Raw genomic sequence first — 16,610 nt, 5'->3', positions numbered from 1 at the left:
ACTGACAATCGGCGCCGCACGGCCGGGATTCACGTTGCGGTCGTTGTCCTCCTACGTCACGGGGCTCTGCCCCGGACCCCGCTGGCTCTCGTTCGAACGGCGGGGCTTGAATCAGCTACGCCGGAGCCATCAGCAGCGGGCGGGCCCGCTCGCGGAGCTCCACCACGCGTGGCTCGTCGCCGTACGGTTCCAGGCGGTGCAGGAGGTCCTTCACGTACTCCGTGGTGCGCGCGGACGAGATCCGTCCGGCGACCTCGAGCGCCCGGGTCCCCTGCTCGCACGCGGCGTCCAGGTTCCCCGACTCCAGCTCGGCCACCGCCGACACCACGAGACGTAAGCCGTGCGAGCGCACGAACTCCTCCGTGGGCTTCGACAGCGCCTGCTCGGTGAAGCGCCGCACCTGACGGGGCGCCTTCAGATCGCGGTAGCACTCCGCCGCGTCCGCGGCGAACCGGTCGTACGAGTAGAAGCCGAGCCACGAAGGGTCTGTGTCGCCGTCACGGGCCCGCTCCAGCCACCCTTCGGCGGCCCGCAGCGCGGCCCCGGCCGCGTGCCCGTCGCCGGTGCGCGCGTGCGCGCGTGCCTCGATGAGCCGGAAGAAGCTCATGGTCCGGGCCGTCGCAAGGCCGCGGTTGCGCTCGATGGCGGCCTGCGCCAGGTCGACGCCCTCGTCGCCGAACCCCCGGTAGGTCGCCTGTAGCGACATGGAGGCGAGTACGTACCCGCCCAGCGGCACGTCCGCGGCGGCACGCGCGAGCCGGAGCGCCTGGATGTAGTAGCGCTGCGCGGCCTCCTGCTGCCCGGTGTCGAACGCCATCCACCCGGCCAGGCGCGTCAGTTCGGCCGCCGCCCCGAACAGCGAGCGCCCCACTTCGTCCGAGTACGAGGCGAGCAGCAGCGGCGCCGCCTCCACCCGCAGGCACTCCGGCACCATCGACGAACGCCAGTCACCGCCCCCGTACTTGGAGTCCCAGCGCCGCGCGTCCTCGGCGGCCTCGCGCAGCTTCTGTACGTCGCTGTGGCCGACCTTCTGCGGCGAACCCTCCTCTACGTGGTGCGCTTCTCGCGCCACGGAGGAGTCGGCCGGGGTTATCAGCCAGCGGGACGCGGGCGTCGCGTACGCGCTCACGGCGAACGAGCCGGCGAGCGACTGCCAGATCCCGCCGCCCGCCCGCCGCCCGGCGAGGTCGAGGCGGTACAGCTCCGTCACGGACTTCACCGCCGCCCGTACGTCACGCGGGAAGGCCAGGCCCACCTCGGGCGCGGGATCCGCGTCGGCCAGGCCGATCTCGTGCAGCGGCACGGGCCGGCCGAGCTTCTGCCCTATCGCGGCGGCGATGAGGTGCGGGGCGGCGCCCTGCGGCACCATGCCCTTCGACACCCAGCGCGCCACCGACGTCTTGTCGTAGCGGAGCGTCAACCCCCGTTGCGAACCAAGGTCGTTGACACGGCGGGCGAGGCCTGCGTTGCTGATTCCCGCGAGGGCGAGGACGGCGCCGAGCTTTTCGTTCGGCCCGCGTTGCTCCCTGGACATGAGCCACCCCTCGACACAGACGGCTGCCGCGCCCGGCACCACACCGTCTGTTTCGGCCTGGCATAACCACGCGGCATTCGTACACACAGCGTAGTTCGCCGCATCCCAAGCGTTAAGGGTCGGCATTCCGGATGGCGGGATTGTTGTCCGTACGGAAGTACGGCGCAGGCCACGCCGTGTGACCGTGTGCTCCGGGCATGGTGCCGTGCGCCTGTGCGTGCGCTCTTACCCGGACGGCAGGGCGGCGGTTGCATGGGACCTGCGTGGGTCGGCCCGCTGTACTGGATCCGGTGGGCTGGGGGACACCGCCGCCTACATCCCCGCGGGCGGCGGACCGGTCCGGGAGGCGAACTCCGCCTCCCGGACCGTGCGTTGCGCGCTGTGGCCGAAGCGGGGTGTTCAGCTCCGGCCACCAACAGCCGATTTGGCCGAATCTCGCCCCTGGAATCCGAACTCGCCCGGGTAGTACCACGGTTCAACCACGGCTCAAAAGGGGCGCATTAGGGGGAGCGTACGCCTGTTCCCGCTCGGTCCTTCCCTTCGCCGTGTCCCCTCCTTGGGGCCGCCTTCGTGGCAGCATGGGTTCCCCTGTGTTGTCCACAGCCTGTGGAGGCGACGATGCGCTGGTTGGTGGGGTGGAGCAGTGCCACCTCCGGGCCCGTTGCCCTCGGTTCCGCGGGTGCCACGGGAGCGGAGGGCGAAACCGTACACCCGGTGGGCTCCCAACTCCTGTGGGGCGACCCGGATCCGCTGTGGGCGGTCGGTGACTGGCGCCCCGACGAAGTACGCATCGTGAAGGCCGACGACCGGACGCGGGTCGCGGTCCTCGGCGTGTGCGGCGCCTCCGACGAGCAGCTGAGGGTGGGCCTGTTCGCGGCGCGCGGCGGCGCCCTGCGCCACCTCACGGCCTGGCCCGGCAGCTACACGGCCGTGGTCCAGGTCGGCCGCCGCATCACGGTGGTGGGCGACCTCGCGGGCGCGCGCCCGGTGTTCCACACCCCCTGGGCGGGCGGCACCGCGTACGCGACGGCCGCGCTCCCGCTCGCCGACCTCATCGAAGCCGACCTGGACGTAGGGCACTTGGCCGCGCTCCTCGCGGCGCCCGATGTCCCGGAGGCGCTGCACGACTCGACGCCCTACCAGGGCGTGCACCGCATCCCGCCGGGCCACGCGCTGATCCTGCGCGCCGGGGCCCGCGAGATCGCCGGCTACGAGCCCGTGGCGTCCCTCGCGGTGGGCGCGGGCGCCGTCGACCCGGAGAGCGCCGTGGACGACGTCAGGGACGCCCTCGTGGAGGCCGTGCGGACCCGCCTCGCGGCGCCCCGGCACGTGCCCGGCACGGACCTGGACCCCGGGCCCGTGCCCGGCATGGGCCCCGCCGAGCGCCGGGCCGCCCGCGGCATGCCCGTGCCCGGCATCGGCGCCGACGTCTCCGGTGGTCCTGCGTCCGGCACCCTCGCCCTCCTCGCGGCGGGCCTGCCCGGCATGCCCGGCACGGTCCTCGGGCACGGCACGGGCGCGGGCGAGCGGCTCCTGGCGGTCACCTTCAACGACCGCTCGTCGCGGGCGGACCAGCACGAGGCGGAGCTCGAGAGAGCCGGGGCGCTCGCCGCGAACCCACGCCTCCACCACGTAGTGGTGGCGGCAGGCGAAGAGGCGCTCCCGTACGCCGAGTTGGATGGACCGCTCACCGACGAGCCGAGCCCGTCCCTCGTCACGGCCGCACGCCACCGTGCACGCCTCGTCTCCGGCAGCGCCGACCACTTCACCGGCTACGGGGCCCGCCAGGTCCTGGACGCCCACCCGGCGCGCCTGGCCGACCTGCTGATGGACCGGCAGCGGCGCCACATGATGCGCCCCATGGCGGCGCTCACCAAGGCTGACGGCTCCCTCACGGTGCCGGCGCGCGTCTACGGAGCGGCAAGAAAACTCGCCCGTACGCCCTACAAGGCGGGCCTCGAAGGGCTCTCCAGCCGACTCCTCCAGCGCAGTTTCGAGGAACCGGGCGGTGCCGTCGGCGCCTCGCTCGCCGCCCTCGCCTGGGCCAGACCGGGGCCCGCCGCGCGCTGGCTGACCGGAGAGGCACTCGCTGAAGTATCGGTTCGCCTCCACGACGGCAAGACCCGTCCGGGGCCGGGTCCCGGCCAGCGCCCCGGAGAGTTCCGCGCCCGCGCGGTCCTCGCCCGGCACGCCGCGGACCTGCGCATCCTCGAACAGGCCGCAGAGGTCCGCTTCCAGCGCCTGCACGCCCCCTTCCTCGACAACCAGGTCGTCCGCGCCTGCCGCGCCCTGCCCGAGGCGCTGCGCGTCCAGCCGGGGGCCCGCGCCGACATCCTGCGCCGGGTCCTCGAAGGCGCGGGCGTCAGCGAACTGCCACCCGGCTGGGGCGCCCCCTCCCACGCCTCGTCGTCCGCCGCGACCCGCGCCGGGCTCCGCCTCGCGGCGGAGCAGCTGATCGGCCTCTTCGACACGCCACTGCTCGCACAGACGGGTCTGATCGAGGCCCGCGTGGTCCGCAAGGCCCTGCGCGCCGCGGCCGACGGCGAACCGCTGCCGCTCGACGGCCTGGCCGACCTGGTCGCCCTCGAACTGTGGCTGCGCCGCCTCCTCTCCCGCCGCGGCACCTGCTGGACCGGCACCCCGGCACGCGCGCGTGCGGTGCCGACGGGGAGCGTCGTCCCCGAGCGCGCACTGGGAGCGGGGCCGCGGTAACCCCGCCCCGGGCAAAAACTGGGCCGTCCCGCCGCCGAGCGGCGACAATGCCTCAGTGCAGTACAAAATCCTGGGCACCACACAGGCATACGACGACGAGGGCACACCCGTGCCCGTGGGCGGCCCGCGGCTGCGCGCCCTGCTCACGGCCCTGGCCCTGCACGCCCCGAACACCGCCCCCACCGAAGCGCTCATCGACGACGTCTGGGCCGGAGACCCGCCCGCCGACGCCCCGGCCGCCCTGCAGGCGCTGGTCGGCAGGCTCCGCCGCGCACTCGGCAAGGAGGCGGTCACCTCCGAGGCCGGCGGCTACCGCCTCGCCGCGGGCCGCGGGAACATCGACCTGTACGTCTTCGAAGGCCTGGCCCGCGAGGGCGTCGCGGCCCTTGCGGCGGACGCCCCGGAGGCCGCCGCCCGGGTGCTGCGGGACGCGCTCGCCCTATGGCGCGGCCCGGCCCTCGTCGACCTCCCCGACCACACGGCTGCCACCCGCTACGAGGCCCGCCGCCAGGACGCCGTCCGCGCGCGCGTGGAGGCGGACCTGCGCCTGGGGCGCGCCCTCGACCTCGTACCGGAGCTGCGGGAGCTCACCGCCGCGCATCCGTACGACGAGCCGCTGCGGGGCCTTCTGATTCGGGCGCTGCGGGACTCCGGTCGGAGGGCGGATGCGTTGGCCGCGTTTGAGGATGCGAGGGGTGTGTTGGCGGAAGGGTTGGGGGCGGATCCCGGGCCCGAACTGGCCGCGCTGCATGCTGAGTTGCTGGCGCCTGCCGATTCTGCCGCCCACCCGGGGTTGCGGCCTCGGGGCTCTGCCCCGGACCCCGCTGGCTCTCGTCCACAGGCGGGGCTTGAAAAGCGAGGGCTTGACGTGCCGCAGGGGCTTGAGCGGCCCCCGGCTCGAACCGGGAATCTTCGGCCGCGGCTGAATTCGTTCGTTGGGCGGGAACCTGAACTCGCCGCCATCCGTTCCCAATTGCGAGGAGCACGTCTGGTCACCCTCACGGGGCCGGGCGGTTCCGGCAAGACCCGGCTGGCGGAGGAGGCAGCGGCACCGCTGTCCCAGGCCTGGCTGGTCGAGCTGGCGCCGCTCGACGATCCGCTGGCGGTGCCGGGCGCGGTGGTCAGCGCACTGGACCTGCGTGAGACGGTCCTGATGACGAACGAGTTGTCGGGCCCGCAGACCGATCCGACCAGCCTCCTCGTAGAGCACTGCGCCCACCGCAGCCTGCTCCTGATCCTTGACAACTGCGAACATGTCATCGGCGCAGCGGCCCAGCTCGCCGAGACCCTCCTCACGCGCTGCCCCGGCCTCACGATCCTCGCCACCAGCCGCGAACCCCTCGGCGTTCCGGGGGAGTCCGTGCGCCCCGTCGAGCCGCTGCCCCCGGACCCCGCCCACCGCCTGTTCGCCGAACGGGCCGCCGCGGTCCGCCCCGGCTTCGACCCCAGCCAGGATCAGGCCGCCGTCGCCGAGATCTGCCGCCGCCTCGACGGGCTGCCGCTGGCCATCGAGCTGGCCGCTGCCCGCCTCAGACTGCTCACGCCCCGCCAGATCGCGGACCGGCTCGACGACCGCTTCCGCCTGCTGACCGGCGGCAGCCGCACCGTGCTGCCCCGCCAGCAGACCCTCCGCGCGGTCGTCGACTGGTCGTGGGACCTGCTCGACAAGGGGGAGCGCAGCACCCTGTGCGAGCTCTCGGTCTTCGCCGGCGGCTGGGACATGGAGGCGGCGGAGGCCGTGTGTTCCACGGACGAGGTCGCCGACGTCATCGGCTCCCTCCTGGACAAGTCCCTGCTCGTCGCCGCACCCCACCAGGAGCAGCGCGGCGCGGGCATGCGCTACCGGATGCTGGAGACCATCCACGAGTACGCGACGGAGCGTGCCGCGCAGGCCCCCGAGCTCCTGGCAGGGGCCGAGCGGCGGCACATCGCCCACCTGCGCGCGCTGGTCGAGGCGGCCGACCCCAAGCTGCGAACCGCCGAGCAACTCCCGTGGATCCAGCGCCTGGAGGCGGAGCTGGACAACATCCGCGCGGCGCTGACCCGCGTCACGTCCGGGCCGGGGCCCGTCGACCTGGAGTCGGCGATCGCCCTTGCCCTGCACATGGGTTGGTTCTGGTGGCTGCGCAACTACCGCCACGAGGGCTCGAACTGGGTCGAGCGCATCATGAAGATGCTGCCGGACGGCGAGCTACCGGAAGACACCGAGGACCCGATGTACTGGCCGCAGATGAACCTGCGGCTGCTCTCCCTGTTCCTGCTCTCCGAGATCTACCCGCAGAGCGCGGTCGCCGATGGGGAGCAGCGTGCATACGCGCTGCGCGTGCAGGCCGTCTTCGCGCCGCCCAACCCGGAAGGCGCCCGCTTCCCCGGCATCATCTGGCCGTTCACGCTGTTCCTGCTCGACGGCCGCGACGTGCGCACCGACCTGGACGCCGCGGTCGCCAACTGCCGCCGTTTCGGGGGCGACTGGGAGCTCGGCGTCACCCTGATGTTCCGCGCGCACATGGCCGTCGACATGCCGGGCAACATGAGCGGCGTCGACGACGACCTCGCCGAACTGCGGGGTCTGAGCCGCCGGGTGGGCGACCGCTGGATGCGGGCCCAGGTGTGCAGCGCGGCGGGCGAGGCCGCCATGGGGCGCGGCCGGTTCGAGGAGGCTAGGGGCGAGTACGAGGAGGCGCTGATGCTCGCCTACGAAGTGGGGGCGCACGCCGAGTCGCCGTTCCTCATGGCGCGCCTCGCGGAGATCTCCTTCCGCGCGGGCGACCGGGCCACCGCGCAGAAGACGCTCGACATGGCGACCGACGAGGCGGAGCGGTACGGGGTGGTGGACACCGCCGCCTTCGCCCGGCTGCTGCGGGCGTATCTCGCTCTGGCAGACGGTGACGTGGCCGGCGCGCGTGAGCACTTCGACGCCTCGTGCGCGGTGGCCGAGGGCGGCACCCCGCCGCCGCAGTTCGTCGCGGCCCTCGGTGTGGTCGACGCGCGCGTCACGGCGGCGGAGTCGGGGCCCGGCGCCGGCCTGCGGAAGGTGGTCCGCCTGCTGCGCGCCGAAGTCCTGGGGCAGACGGCCGAGTTGGTGACCGCGGGCCTTGTCGACGTCGGAGCCGCACTGCACGCGCGCGTGGGCGACATGGCACGTGCGGTGCGCCTCTTCGCGGCAGCCGACGTGATGCGCGCCGGTCTGCCGAGGGCGATGCCGGAGCGCGAGGAGTACGAGGCCGTGGAGTCCCGCGCGCGGGCCGAGCTGGGCGCCGTACGGTACGAGGCCGAGCGTGCGGCGGGCGGCGCCCTCACGCACGAGCAGCTCCTCGCGGAGCTGGACACCGGCGCCGATACGGGTGGCTGACGCCGGGTGATCAGCTACAGGTGAAGCGGGACTCCGCCCAGTCGGCGACCGCCACCGAGTCGGCCGGGCTGTTCGGTTCGGTCACGAGCCGGATCGACTTCGCCCCGGCCACGTTCACATGAACCGGCACAGCGGGGTCACGGCCCTTGACCACGGACGAGCTCCAGGCCCGCGCCCCGTCGACGTAGACGGAGAACCGGACGGCGCCGAGACCGAGCGTCATGTCGTCGACACCGGCATGGGCGTCGTACGCCGTGCAGCTTCGGTTGAGGTCGATGGTGACGGATGACCGGGAGTGCACCGACACCCCGTTCGCGTACTGCTTGTCGGCGATCGACATGCCGTAGCGCTGCCACACCCAGCTGCTCTCGCCGAGGCGGATCTCCGGCTTCGAGCCGTCCCCGACAAGGTCGTGCTGCAGCTTGTTCACCTGGTAGACGGCCGGGGCGGGTGGAGGCGTCGGCGTCGGTGTCGGCTTCGTCGGCGTCGGTGTCGGCTCGGGAGCCGGCGGCTTCGGCTTCGGAGGTGTCGGCTTGGGCGTGGGCTTCGGGGTCGGCTTGGGGGAGGGCTTCGGCGGCGTCGGCTTGGCCACCGGGGGCTTCGGCTCCGGCGTCGGCTTCTTCGGTTCGGGCTTGGGCTTCTTCGGCTCGATCGGCTGCGAGGCGGGCGGCGGCGCCTGCTCGTGGGCCTCCGGTTTCGGCTTCGGGTCTCCACCGGTGAGCGCCATGGCCAGCGCGACGGCGGTGCCGGCAGCCACCACACCGGCCGCGATCCCCGCCTTCGCGGGGGCGCCGAGCCCCTCGGACGCCGCGCCTCCGGCGGCGCCGCCGCTCGAGGAGCCGCCCGTCGCCGCGGCCGCACCCGCTCCGGCCGCGCCCGCCGCACTCGCGGCGCCACCGCCGATGAACGCCGCGGCCTTCGCGTACCCGGCCGCGCCGAACCAGCCGATGACCGCGATCGGTACGACACCGGGGATGCCGCCGGCGACTTCCTTGATCTGGCCGGCCGCGAGCCGGCACTTGGCGCACTCCTCCATGTGCTTGCGCAGGCCCCGCTCCGCCCGCGTGCGCAGGCTGCCGCGCGCGTAGGCGCCGAGCCGGTCCGCGTAGCGTGCGCACTCCTCGGACTGGGTGAGCGTGGTCGAGACATGGGCCTGGAGGTAGGCCTCCTTCAGGCCCTCGCGGGCCCGCTTGGCGAGCACGCGCGTGCCATTGGCGTCGAGCCCGAAGAGCGTGGCGACCTCGCTGGGCGACTCCTCCTCGACCTCCGTGTGCCACAGCACGGCCTGCCAGCGCTCGGGCAGCGAGCGGAAGGCCTGCATGGCCATCGACTGCTCGGCCTCGTGCATCGCGAGGACGTCGGCGCCCAGGTCGAGCGTGTCGTCGTCCATGGCCTCGGACGAGCGGGCGGCCTGCGTGGCGAACACGGCGAAGTCGTCGACGAGGTGCTCGCGCTTGGCCGACTTCGTCCAGCCCGCGGCCACGCGGCGCACCGTGGTCAGCAGATAGGCGCGCATCGCGTGCTCGGGACCGCTGCCGCTGCGCACCGCCTGCAGGGTGCGGGCGAAGACCTCGGCCGTGAGGTCGTCGGCGGTGTGCCCGTCGCGGCAGCAGGTGCGGGCGTAGCGGCGCACGGCGGCGGAGTGGCGGCGGTACAGCTCTTCGTAGGCGCCGTCGTCGCCCGCGCGCATGCTGGCGATCAGGTCGGCATCGGAGGACGGTGCCTCGCCGTCGACCACGCCGGGTGAGCCGCTCTCGCGCTGAGGCGGCACGGATGTCTTGATGTCCGGTGTCTGGATGTCCGCCGTCTGGATGTCCGGCTGCTCGGGGGGCGTGCGCCCCGGACCGCCCTGGCTCGGTACCTGCCGCGAGGGCGGGCTCTCGGCGCTCGTCCCGCCGCCCTCGGGCCGCTGCTCGTCCCGCCCGTCAACGCTCATTGCGGAATGCCCCCGACCGCCCACTCTGACCCGATCACCGGGAAAGAGTGTCACACGCACGGGCCCCCGAAGTAGCTGCTGCACCGCAACCACTCATCCGTGGAGATTTCGCGTGCTCGACCCCTAAGGATCACCCGTTCGGGGAAGCATCAACCACCGTGCCGTTCAACGGGAGTTGACCGCGAGTGACGGTGTGGTCGACTCGCGGTCACTCCCTCGGTTCGGTGAGGATCCGGCCCGTTGTTCCGACCGGTCACGCCGGCCGGGACCGCAGCCCTTCGAGCAGGATGTCGAGCAGCCGGGCGGAGGCCGCCTCCTGCTGTACGGCGTCCGGAAGCGACGGGGCCGCCGTCGCGATGACCAGCAGTACGTCCGACACGGTCACATCGGCGCGCAGCTCACCGGCCTCCCGGGCGCGGTCCACGAGCCGCCCCACGACCTCGAGGAGCGCCGCGGCCCCCGAGTCGTCCGATGGCAGGCTCTCGCCGCCGACCGCCGGCTGTCGCTCGACGAGCCGCAGCTCCGGTGTCGCGGCACGCTGCTCGGGAACGCGCGGCTCGTCGAGCACGCCGTCCTCGGAGTCGGCTACCCCCACCCGCAGTACCTGCGGAGGCAGCAGCCGCCCCGCACCCGAGGCGACCGAGGTCCGCAGGAAGCGCGAGAGCGCCGACCACGGCTCTTCCTCCTGGCCGAGCGCCGTGCGCGCCTGGTCGGTCAGCCGCGCGGTCTCCTCCTCGGCTATCCGCCGCACCAGTACGTCCTTGCTGGGAAAGCGCCGGTAGACCGTGCCCACCCCGACGCGAGCGCGACGCGCCACGTCCTCCATGGGCGCCCCGTACCCCAGCTCGCCGAAGACCTCCCTGGCGGCGCGCAGCACATGCTCAAGGTTGCGCTGTGCGTCCACACGAAGCGGCGTGGAGCGCGAACTGTCGCCCGCCCCCCGCCCGTTGGCCCCCGCGACCGTGCCAGAGGGCGCGACGGTAGAGGTCGAGGTCCAATGAGAGTCCTGAATGTGCATATGTGTTCCCCCGGTAATGACGTCTCCCCCCGGAGACACTCCCCGCCATTGTCTGTCGGAGCCGGAGGAACAGACAGCGATTTCCGGGACCGCGTCCCCATCGCCCGCGTATCCCCCCAGACACCCCGACAAGAGACGAACATAGTTGAGCCGGGGGCAATTCAGAAGGGGCAGGTTCCGCACCGGGTGCCCCTCGAAAGAAGTACGTGCGGGATTTCGCCATGACGGCCTTGCCGCTCTCCACCCCGGCCCAGGGCCCCGCTTCGGACGCTGACCTGGGCACCTCCCGCGCGCGCGGGTCGACAGCCGGGCCAGGAGGGGTACTTCTGGTCGTCATACAAATGGTCGAGGCTGTGGACAAACGCAGGGGGCCGATGCGTCATGGGAGGGTGAGGACTGCAATCTTCCGGGGGACGACCCCCGTACCCCCGAGGTGTACGCGCATTGTTGTAGTCGGCGGCGGTTACGTCGGGATGTACACGGCTCTGCGACTCCAGAAGAAGCTCGGACCGGAGCTCAAGAGCGGTGCCGTGGAGATCGTCGTGATCACCCCCGACCCGTACATGACCTATCAGCCCTTCCTGCCGGAGGCGGCCGCCGGATCGATCTCGCCGCGCCATGTCGTCGTCCCGCTGCGCCGCGCGCTCGACCTGTGCCAGGTGATCGTCGGCGAGGCGCACTCCATCGACCACGCCAAGCGCACGGCCACGTACACCACGCTGGCCAGCGACGAGGAGGGGACGGGCGCGGCCACCCTCACCTACGACGAACTGGTCCTGGCGCCGGGCTCCGTCTCCCGCACGCTCCCGGTCCCCGGGCTCGCCGAATTCGGCATCGGGTTCAAGACCGTCGAGGAGGCCATCGGCCTGCGCAACCACGTCATCGAACAGCTCGACATCGCGTCCTCCACGCGCGACCCGGCGATCCGTGACGCGGCGCTCACCTTCGTCTTCGTAGGAGGCGGCTACGCGGGCGTGGAGGCGCTCGGAGAGCTGGAGGACATGGCCCGGTACGCGGCGAAGTACTACCACAACGTCAAGGCCGAGGACCTGAAATGGATCCTCGTGGAGGCGAGCGATCGGGTCCTGCCCGAAGTGGGCCCGGAAATGGGCCAGTACACGATCCGCGAACTGCGCGGCCGCAACATCGACGTACGCCTGGAGACCCGGCTCGAATCCTGCGAGCACCGCGTAGCGGTGCTCAGCGACGGCTCCTGCTTTCCCACACGTACGGTCGTGTGGACGGCCGGCGTCAAGCCGAGTCCGCTGCTCGCCGCCACGGACCTGCCGCTGAACGAACGCGGCCGCCTCAAGTGCACCGCCACGCTCGCCGTCGACGGCGCCCCGCACGCGTGGGGAGCGGGCGACGCCGCGGCGGTCCCGGACATCACCGCGGACGAGCCCGGCAAGGAGTGCGCGCCCAACGCCCAGCACGCGGTGCGCCAGGCCCGCACCCTCGGCGACAACATCGCGGCATCCGTGCGCGGCGAACCCCTCACCGACTACGAGCACGCGTACGCGGGTTCGGTGGCCTCACTCGGACTGCACAAGGGCGTCGCGCACGTCTACGGTCGCAAACTGAAGGGCTACCCTGCCTGGTTCATGCACCGCGTCTACCACCTCAGCAGGGTGCCCACCGTGAACCGCAAGGCCCGCGTTCTGACCGAATGGACGCTCTCCGGTCTGTTCAAGCGAGAGATCGTCTCGCTGGGCTCGCTGGAACAGCCCCGCGCCGAGTTCGAACTCGCGGCCGGAGCGGTCCCTCCTACGGACCCATCTGGCGGACCCTCCCGCGACACCCCACAAGGGCCCCCGGAAAACCCGAAGGGGTCGCCCTGAGCGTCCTGTTGACGCCCCCGACGGAGCACTGCTGACCGGAGCGCGGAACCCCCGCTCGCGGACCGGCGTCTGACGTTTGTCAGTACGGTCCGCCAGACTGGTCCACGACCCTGGGCGGGCCCCTCGCCCACCCTCGACCCCACGAGGCTTTTCCCCTGTGAACTTCACGCGCTGGAGCGCCCGGCTCCCCGGAACGCAGCGCCGCGCGGTCCCCGCTGCCCGCGCCGAGCACCTGTCCGAAGAGGCGCCCGGCGAGGAGGGCGGCGTCGACGAGCTGCCCGTACGCGAGGTCCTCGACCGCATCCCCGCCCTCGTCGCCCTGGTGCACGGCCCCGAGCACCGCATCGCGTACGTCAACGACGCCTACGTAGCGGCCTTCGGCGAGCGCACCGCGGGCGAGCCCGCCCACGAGGCGCTGCCCGAGCTCGACGAGCTCAGCCTGCTCCCGTTCCTCGACCAGGTGCTGCGCAGCGGCAAGCCCCGCACGGTCAAGTCCCGCAAGACGTCCGGCGGTCGCTCGTACACCGTCACCTGCACCCCGCTGGAGACCGCGGAGGGCCCCGGGGTGCTGATCTTCGCGGCCGATGTCACGGACCACGCGGAGGCGGCGGAGCGCCTGCGCACCAGCGAGAGCGAACAGCGCGAGACGGCGGTCACGCTCCAACGCTCCCTCCTGCCACAGGAGTTGGAGGAGCCGGACGACCTGCGGATCGCGGCCACGTACCAGCCCGGCGGCACCGAGGCCGCGGTCGGCGGCGACTGGTACGACGTGATCACCCTCGGCGGCGGCCGCACGGCCCTGGTGATCGGCGACGTCATGGGCCGCGGCGTCCGGGCGGCCGCGGTCATGGGCCAGCTCCGCACGGCGGTCCGCGCCTACGCGCGCCTGGACCTGCCCCCGCACGAGGTACTCCAACTACTGGACGGCCTCGCTACGGAGATCGACCCGCACCAGATCGCCACCTGCGTCTACGCCGTCCACGACCCGAACGAGGGCAGCCTCGTCTACGCCTCCGCGGGCCATCTGCCGATCCTCGTACGCGACGAGAACGGCACGATCCACCGCGGCGACGAGCCCACGGGGCCGCCGCTCGGCACCGGCGGCTGGCTGCACGCCTCGGGCTCGGTGCCGCTCGGCTCCGGGTCCACGGCGGTCATGTACACCGACGGCCTGGTGGAGCGCCGCGACGAGGACATCGACGAGGGGGTGGCCGCGCTCGAGAACGCCCTGGCGGGCGCGACCGGCACGCCCCAGGTGGTCTGCGACCGCCTGATCCGCGCGGCCGGTGTCACGGCCGATCACGACGACGACGTCGCGGTCCTGGTCGTTCAGCACCCGGCCCGCAAGGGCACCGACGGCGAGCGCTTCCGCAACGCGGCGCTCGAACTGCTCGGCGGCGTGGAGGCGGCTCCACGCGCGCGTGCCTTCGCGTCCGGCGTCCTCACCAGCTGGCGCTTCGCCGACGAACTCCACGACGTGGGCGTCCTCGCGGCCAGCGAACTCGTCGCCAACTCCCTCCAGCACGGCACCCCGCCCATGCGCCTGCGCCTGCGCCGCACGGACCGCCGCCTGATCATCGAGGTGACCGACGGCGACGACCACCTGCCGCGCCGCCGCCGCGCGGAACCGGCGGACGAGGCGGGGCGTGGCATCGCGATCGTCGCCACGATCGCCTCGAACTGGGGCTCGCGGCGCACGCCGGGCGGCGGCAAGGCGGTGTGGTGCGAGTTCGTGCTCCCACCGGGCAAGGCCGGGGGAGCGCTTCCGGCGTGACGTCTCAGCCGGACGTGGCGGCTGCGGGCTCAGGCGAGCTCTGCATCACCACACGGCTGCCGGCCAGCGACGGCTGGTCCTGCACCGGCGTGAGCCGCTTGCCGAGCCGCAGCGCGAGCACGGTGACGGCCAGCGAGAACAGCACGAACGTCACGATGTACGGCCCGTGCAGCGCGGCGCCCATCGGCCCGCCCACGGCAGGCCCGACCGCCAGCGCGAGCTGCTTCACCAGCGCGAAGGCCGAGTTGTACGACCCGACCATGCCGGCCGGAGCGAGATCGGCGACGAGCGGCGCCACGGTCGGCGACAGCATCGCCTCACCGAGACCGAACAGCGCGTACGTGGAGATGAACGCGGCGGTCGCCATCGCCTGGCTCCCGTGGCCGATCCCCGCGTACCCGGCCGCCAGCCACGCCACAGTCCAGATGAGCCCCACGGCCGCAATCACCCGCGACCGCTTCCGGCGCTCGACCAGCTTGAGGACGGCGAACTGGGCGACCACGATCATCGCCGTGTTGGCGGCGAGCGCGATCCCGAGCGTGGACGCCGAGATACCGGCCGCCTCGACACCGTAGGCACTCAGCCCCGACTCGAACTGCCCGTAGCAGGCGAAGAACAGCACGAACCCGAGCACGCACAGCTGCATCATCGCCCGGTGCCCGAGCAGCGCCCGCATGCCGCCCTGGCCCTCGCCCTTCGGCACGGCCTCGCCGAGCGCCGGCGAATGCGGCATCCGTACGGTCAGCACGATCCCGGCGAGCACCAGGAACATCACGGCCTCGATGGAGAAGAGCAGCAGGAAGCTGTCCGGCCTGGACTCGTCCACGATCTGTCCGCCGATGAGCCCGCCGATGCCGAGGCCCAGGTTCTGCAGGAAGAACTGTGTCGCGAACGAACGGGTGCGCGTCTCCGGCGCCGAGCACCACACGATCATCGTCGCGAGCGCCGGCTGCAGCACCGCGGTCCCGGCCCCCAGCACCGCGGCGGCCACGATGGCAGCCGACTCGTACGTGGCGAACCCGAGACCGACCGCTCCCACGGACGCCACGACCGAGGCCGCGACGAGCACGGGCAGCGGCCCGCGCCGGTCGATGGCGCGGCCGGTGAAGGGGAGGACGACCAGGGCGGCCATGGCGAAGGCGGCCAGCACGATCCCCGCCGCACCGGCCCCGAGCTCTCGGACCTCCGCCACGTACACGTAGAGGAACGGAACCGTGAAGCCGATGCCGAACGCGCTCAGCGCGCTGCCCACCTGAATTCGGCGCATCGCGGCGCCCATCGCCCTGGTCACTTTCACCTGGCCTTTCGCTGGTCGGGGCCTTACCCCTGAAGACTTCGAAGCTAAAGTTAGAAGCTAAAGAGTACACACCCAAGGACTTCAACGCCAACGACAGCCGTGCCATACTGCGCGGCATGGCGGACACCCCAGGCGTACGGGCGACCGAGCCGACGCTCGAAGAGCAGATCGCCGCGTACCAGCGCGAGTTCCAGGCCCTCGACCCCCAGGTCGAGCAGATCGTCTCGGCGCTCGGCAGGCTCAACCGTCGGATGAACGTGGCGTACGGACGCCAGACCGCGGAGATAGGGATCAGCAACACCGATTGGGAGGTCCTCAAGGCCCTCGTCCTCTCCGGTGCCCCCTACCGGATGGGCCCCGGCGACATCGCCAAGCGCCTCGGCCTGACCCCCGCCGCGATGACCCACCGCATCGACCGCATGGTCCAGGAGGGCCTGGTCACCCGCGACCGCGACGAGAACAACCGCGTCCGCGTCATCGTGGAGCTGACCTCGGAGGGCCGCGAGAAGTGGCTGGAGGCGATGCGCCTCGCGTCCGTCTTCGAGGAGGACCTCCTCCAGGACCTCACGCCGGCGGAGCGCAGCGCCCTCGGCGAGGTCCTCACCCGTCTTCTACGTCGCGTGGAAGACGCCCAGCCGGACGCCGGCGGCCGCCTCAACGACCTCGACTGAAGCCGGACCGGGGGAGGGTTGACACGGCCTTCCCCGATCCGTAAGGTACTTCGGGTTGCCACGGAGCCGTAACGGTTCTTCGGTAGCCATCCGCCGCTCAAGCGGCATCCAATCTCAGCACGATCACCCCACCGGGATTCTGTTCGGCATGCCCGAATTCAATTCCGAACCCCCGATTAGCTCGGGGGCCGGGAATCCGCTAAAGTTTGGAACGTCGGAACGGCCCAACAGCCGGGAAGACAAGCCCCTCTGACTGGAAATCAGGCCCGAAAGGATCTGATAGAGTCGGACTCGCCGGAAAGCCGAAAGGCCGGAAAGCGAAGCGGGACCGAGGGAAATCGGCCGGTGAAACGGTCTGATAGAGTCGGAAACGCAACAACAGCAAGACCGAAGGGAAGCGCCCGGAGGAAAGCCCGCGAGGGTGAGTACAAAGGAAGCGTCCGTTCCTTGAGAACTCAACAGCGTGCCAAAAATCAAC

General features: G+C 72.3%; 9 protein-coding genes. 5 read left to right on the top strand and 4 right to left on the bottom strand.

Annotation, left to right across the window (positions count from 1 at the left end; genetic code table 11):
- Positions 1 to 115: 115 nt before the first annotated feature.
- Positions 116 to 1,534: an NsdA family TPR-like regulatory protein gene (locus ABT004_RS16360; RefSeq protein ID WP_351336745.1), complete on the bottom strand. Its 1,419-nt coding sequence runs from the start codon at positions 1,532 to 1,534 to the stop codon at positions 116 to 118.
- 618 nt (positions 1,535 to 2,152) lie between these two features.
- Here ABT004_RS16360 and ABT004_RS16355 point away from each other — a divergent pair.
- Positions 2,153 to 4,246 (top strand): asparagine synthase-related protein, encoded by a 2,094-nt coding sequence (locus ABT004_RS16355; protein WP_351336743.1) that lies wholly within the window; start codon positions 2,153 to 2,155, stop codon positions 4,244 to 4,246.
- A 55-nt stretch (positions 4,247 to 4,301) separates the two neighbouring features.
- Complete coding sequence (locus ABT004_RS16350) at positions 4,302 to 7,598, top strand: AfsR/SARP family transcriptional regulator (protein WP_351336740.1); 3,297 nt, start codon at positions 4,302 to 4,304, stop codon at positions 7,596 to 7,598.
- A gap of 10 nt (positions 7,599 to 7,608) precedes the next feature.
- On the opposite strand, the gene ABT004_RS16345 is transcribed toward ABT004_RS16350, so the two are convergent.
- Positions 7,609 to 9,534, bottom strand: a complete 1,926-nt coding sequence (locus ABT004_RS16345) for a sigma-70 family RNA polymerase sigma factor (RefSeq protein WP_351336738.1) — start codon at positions 9,532 to 9,534, stop codon at positions 7,609 to 7,611.
- Positions 9,535 to 9,787: 253 nt separating this feature from the next.
- On the bottom strand, positions 9,788 to 10,552 hold the full coding sequence (locus tag ABT004_RS16340; protein ID WP_351336735.1) for a TetR/AcrR family transcriptional regulator: 765 nt from the start codon (positions 10,550 to 10,552) through the stop codon (positions 9,788 to 9,790).
- Positions 10,553 to 10,926: 374 nt separating this feature from the next.
- On the opposite strand from ABT004_RS16340, the gene ABT004_RS16335 reads away from it, so the two are divergent.
- Both ABT004_RS16335 and ABT004_RS16330 read left to right on the top strand, forming a co-directional pair.
- Complete coding sequence (locus tag ABT004_RS16335) at positions 10,927 to 12,390, top strand: NAD(P)/FAD-dependent oxidoreductase (protein WP_451192784.1); 1,464 nt, start codon at positions 10,927 to 10,929, stop codon at positions 12,388 to 12,390.
- A gap of 157 nt (positions 12,391 to 12,547) precedes the next feature.
- Entirely contained in the window at positions 12,548 to 14,164 is a 1,617-nt protein-coding gene (locus ABT004_RS16330; RefSeq protein ID WP_351336731.1) for an ATP-binding SpoIIE family protein phosphatase, read from the top strand.
- Positions 14,165 to 14,168: 4 nt separating this feature from the next.
- Here the strand turns inward: ABT004_RS16330 and ABT004_RS16325 are convergent, their stop codons facing one another.
- A complete protein-coding gene (locus tag ABT004_RS16325; protein WP_351336875.1) occupies positions 14,169 to 15,443 on the bottom strand; it encodes an MFS transporter in 1,275 nt (424 codons plus the stop codon).
- 134 nt (positions 15,444 to 15,577) lie between these two features.
- Between ABT004_RS16325 and ABT004_RS16320 the strand changes: the two genes are divergently transcribed.
- The gene (locus ABT004_RS16320) at positions 15,578 to 16,132 is read left to right on the top strand and encodes a MarR family winged helix-turn-helix transcriptional regulator (protein WP_351336728.1); all 555 of its coding nucleotides are present in this window, start codon (positions 15,578 to 15,580) and stop codon (positions 16,130 to 16,132) included.
- The last annotated feature ends 478 nt before the right edge of the window (positions 16,133 to 16,610 follow it).

The organism is Streptomyces sp. NPDC002790, assembly GCF_040295505.1.
In the GTDB taxonomy this organism is placed as follows: domain Bacteria; phylum Actinomycetota; class Actinomycetes; order Streptomycetales; family Streptomycetaceae; genus Streptomyces.
This window is presented reverse-complemented; position numbering and strand designations above follow the sequence as displayed.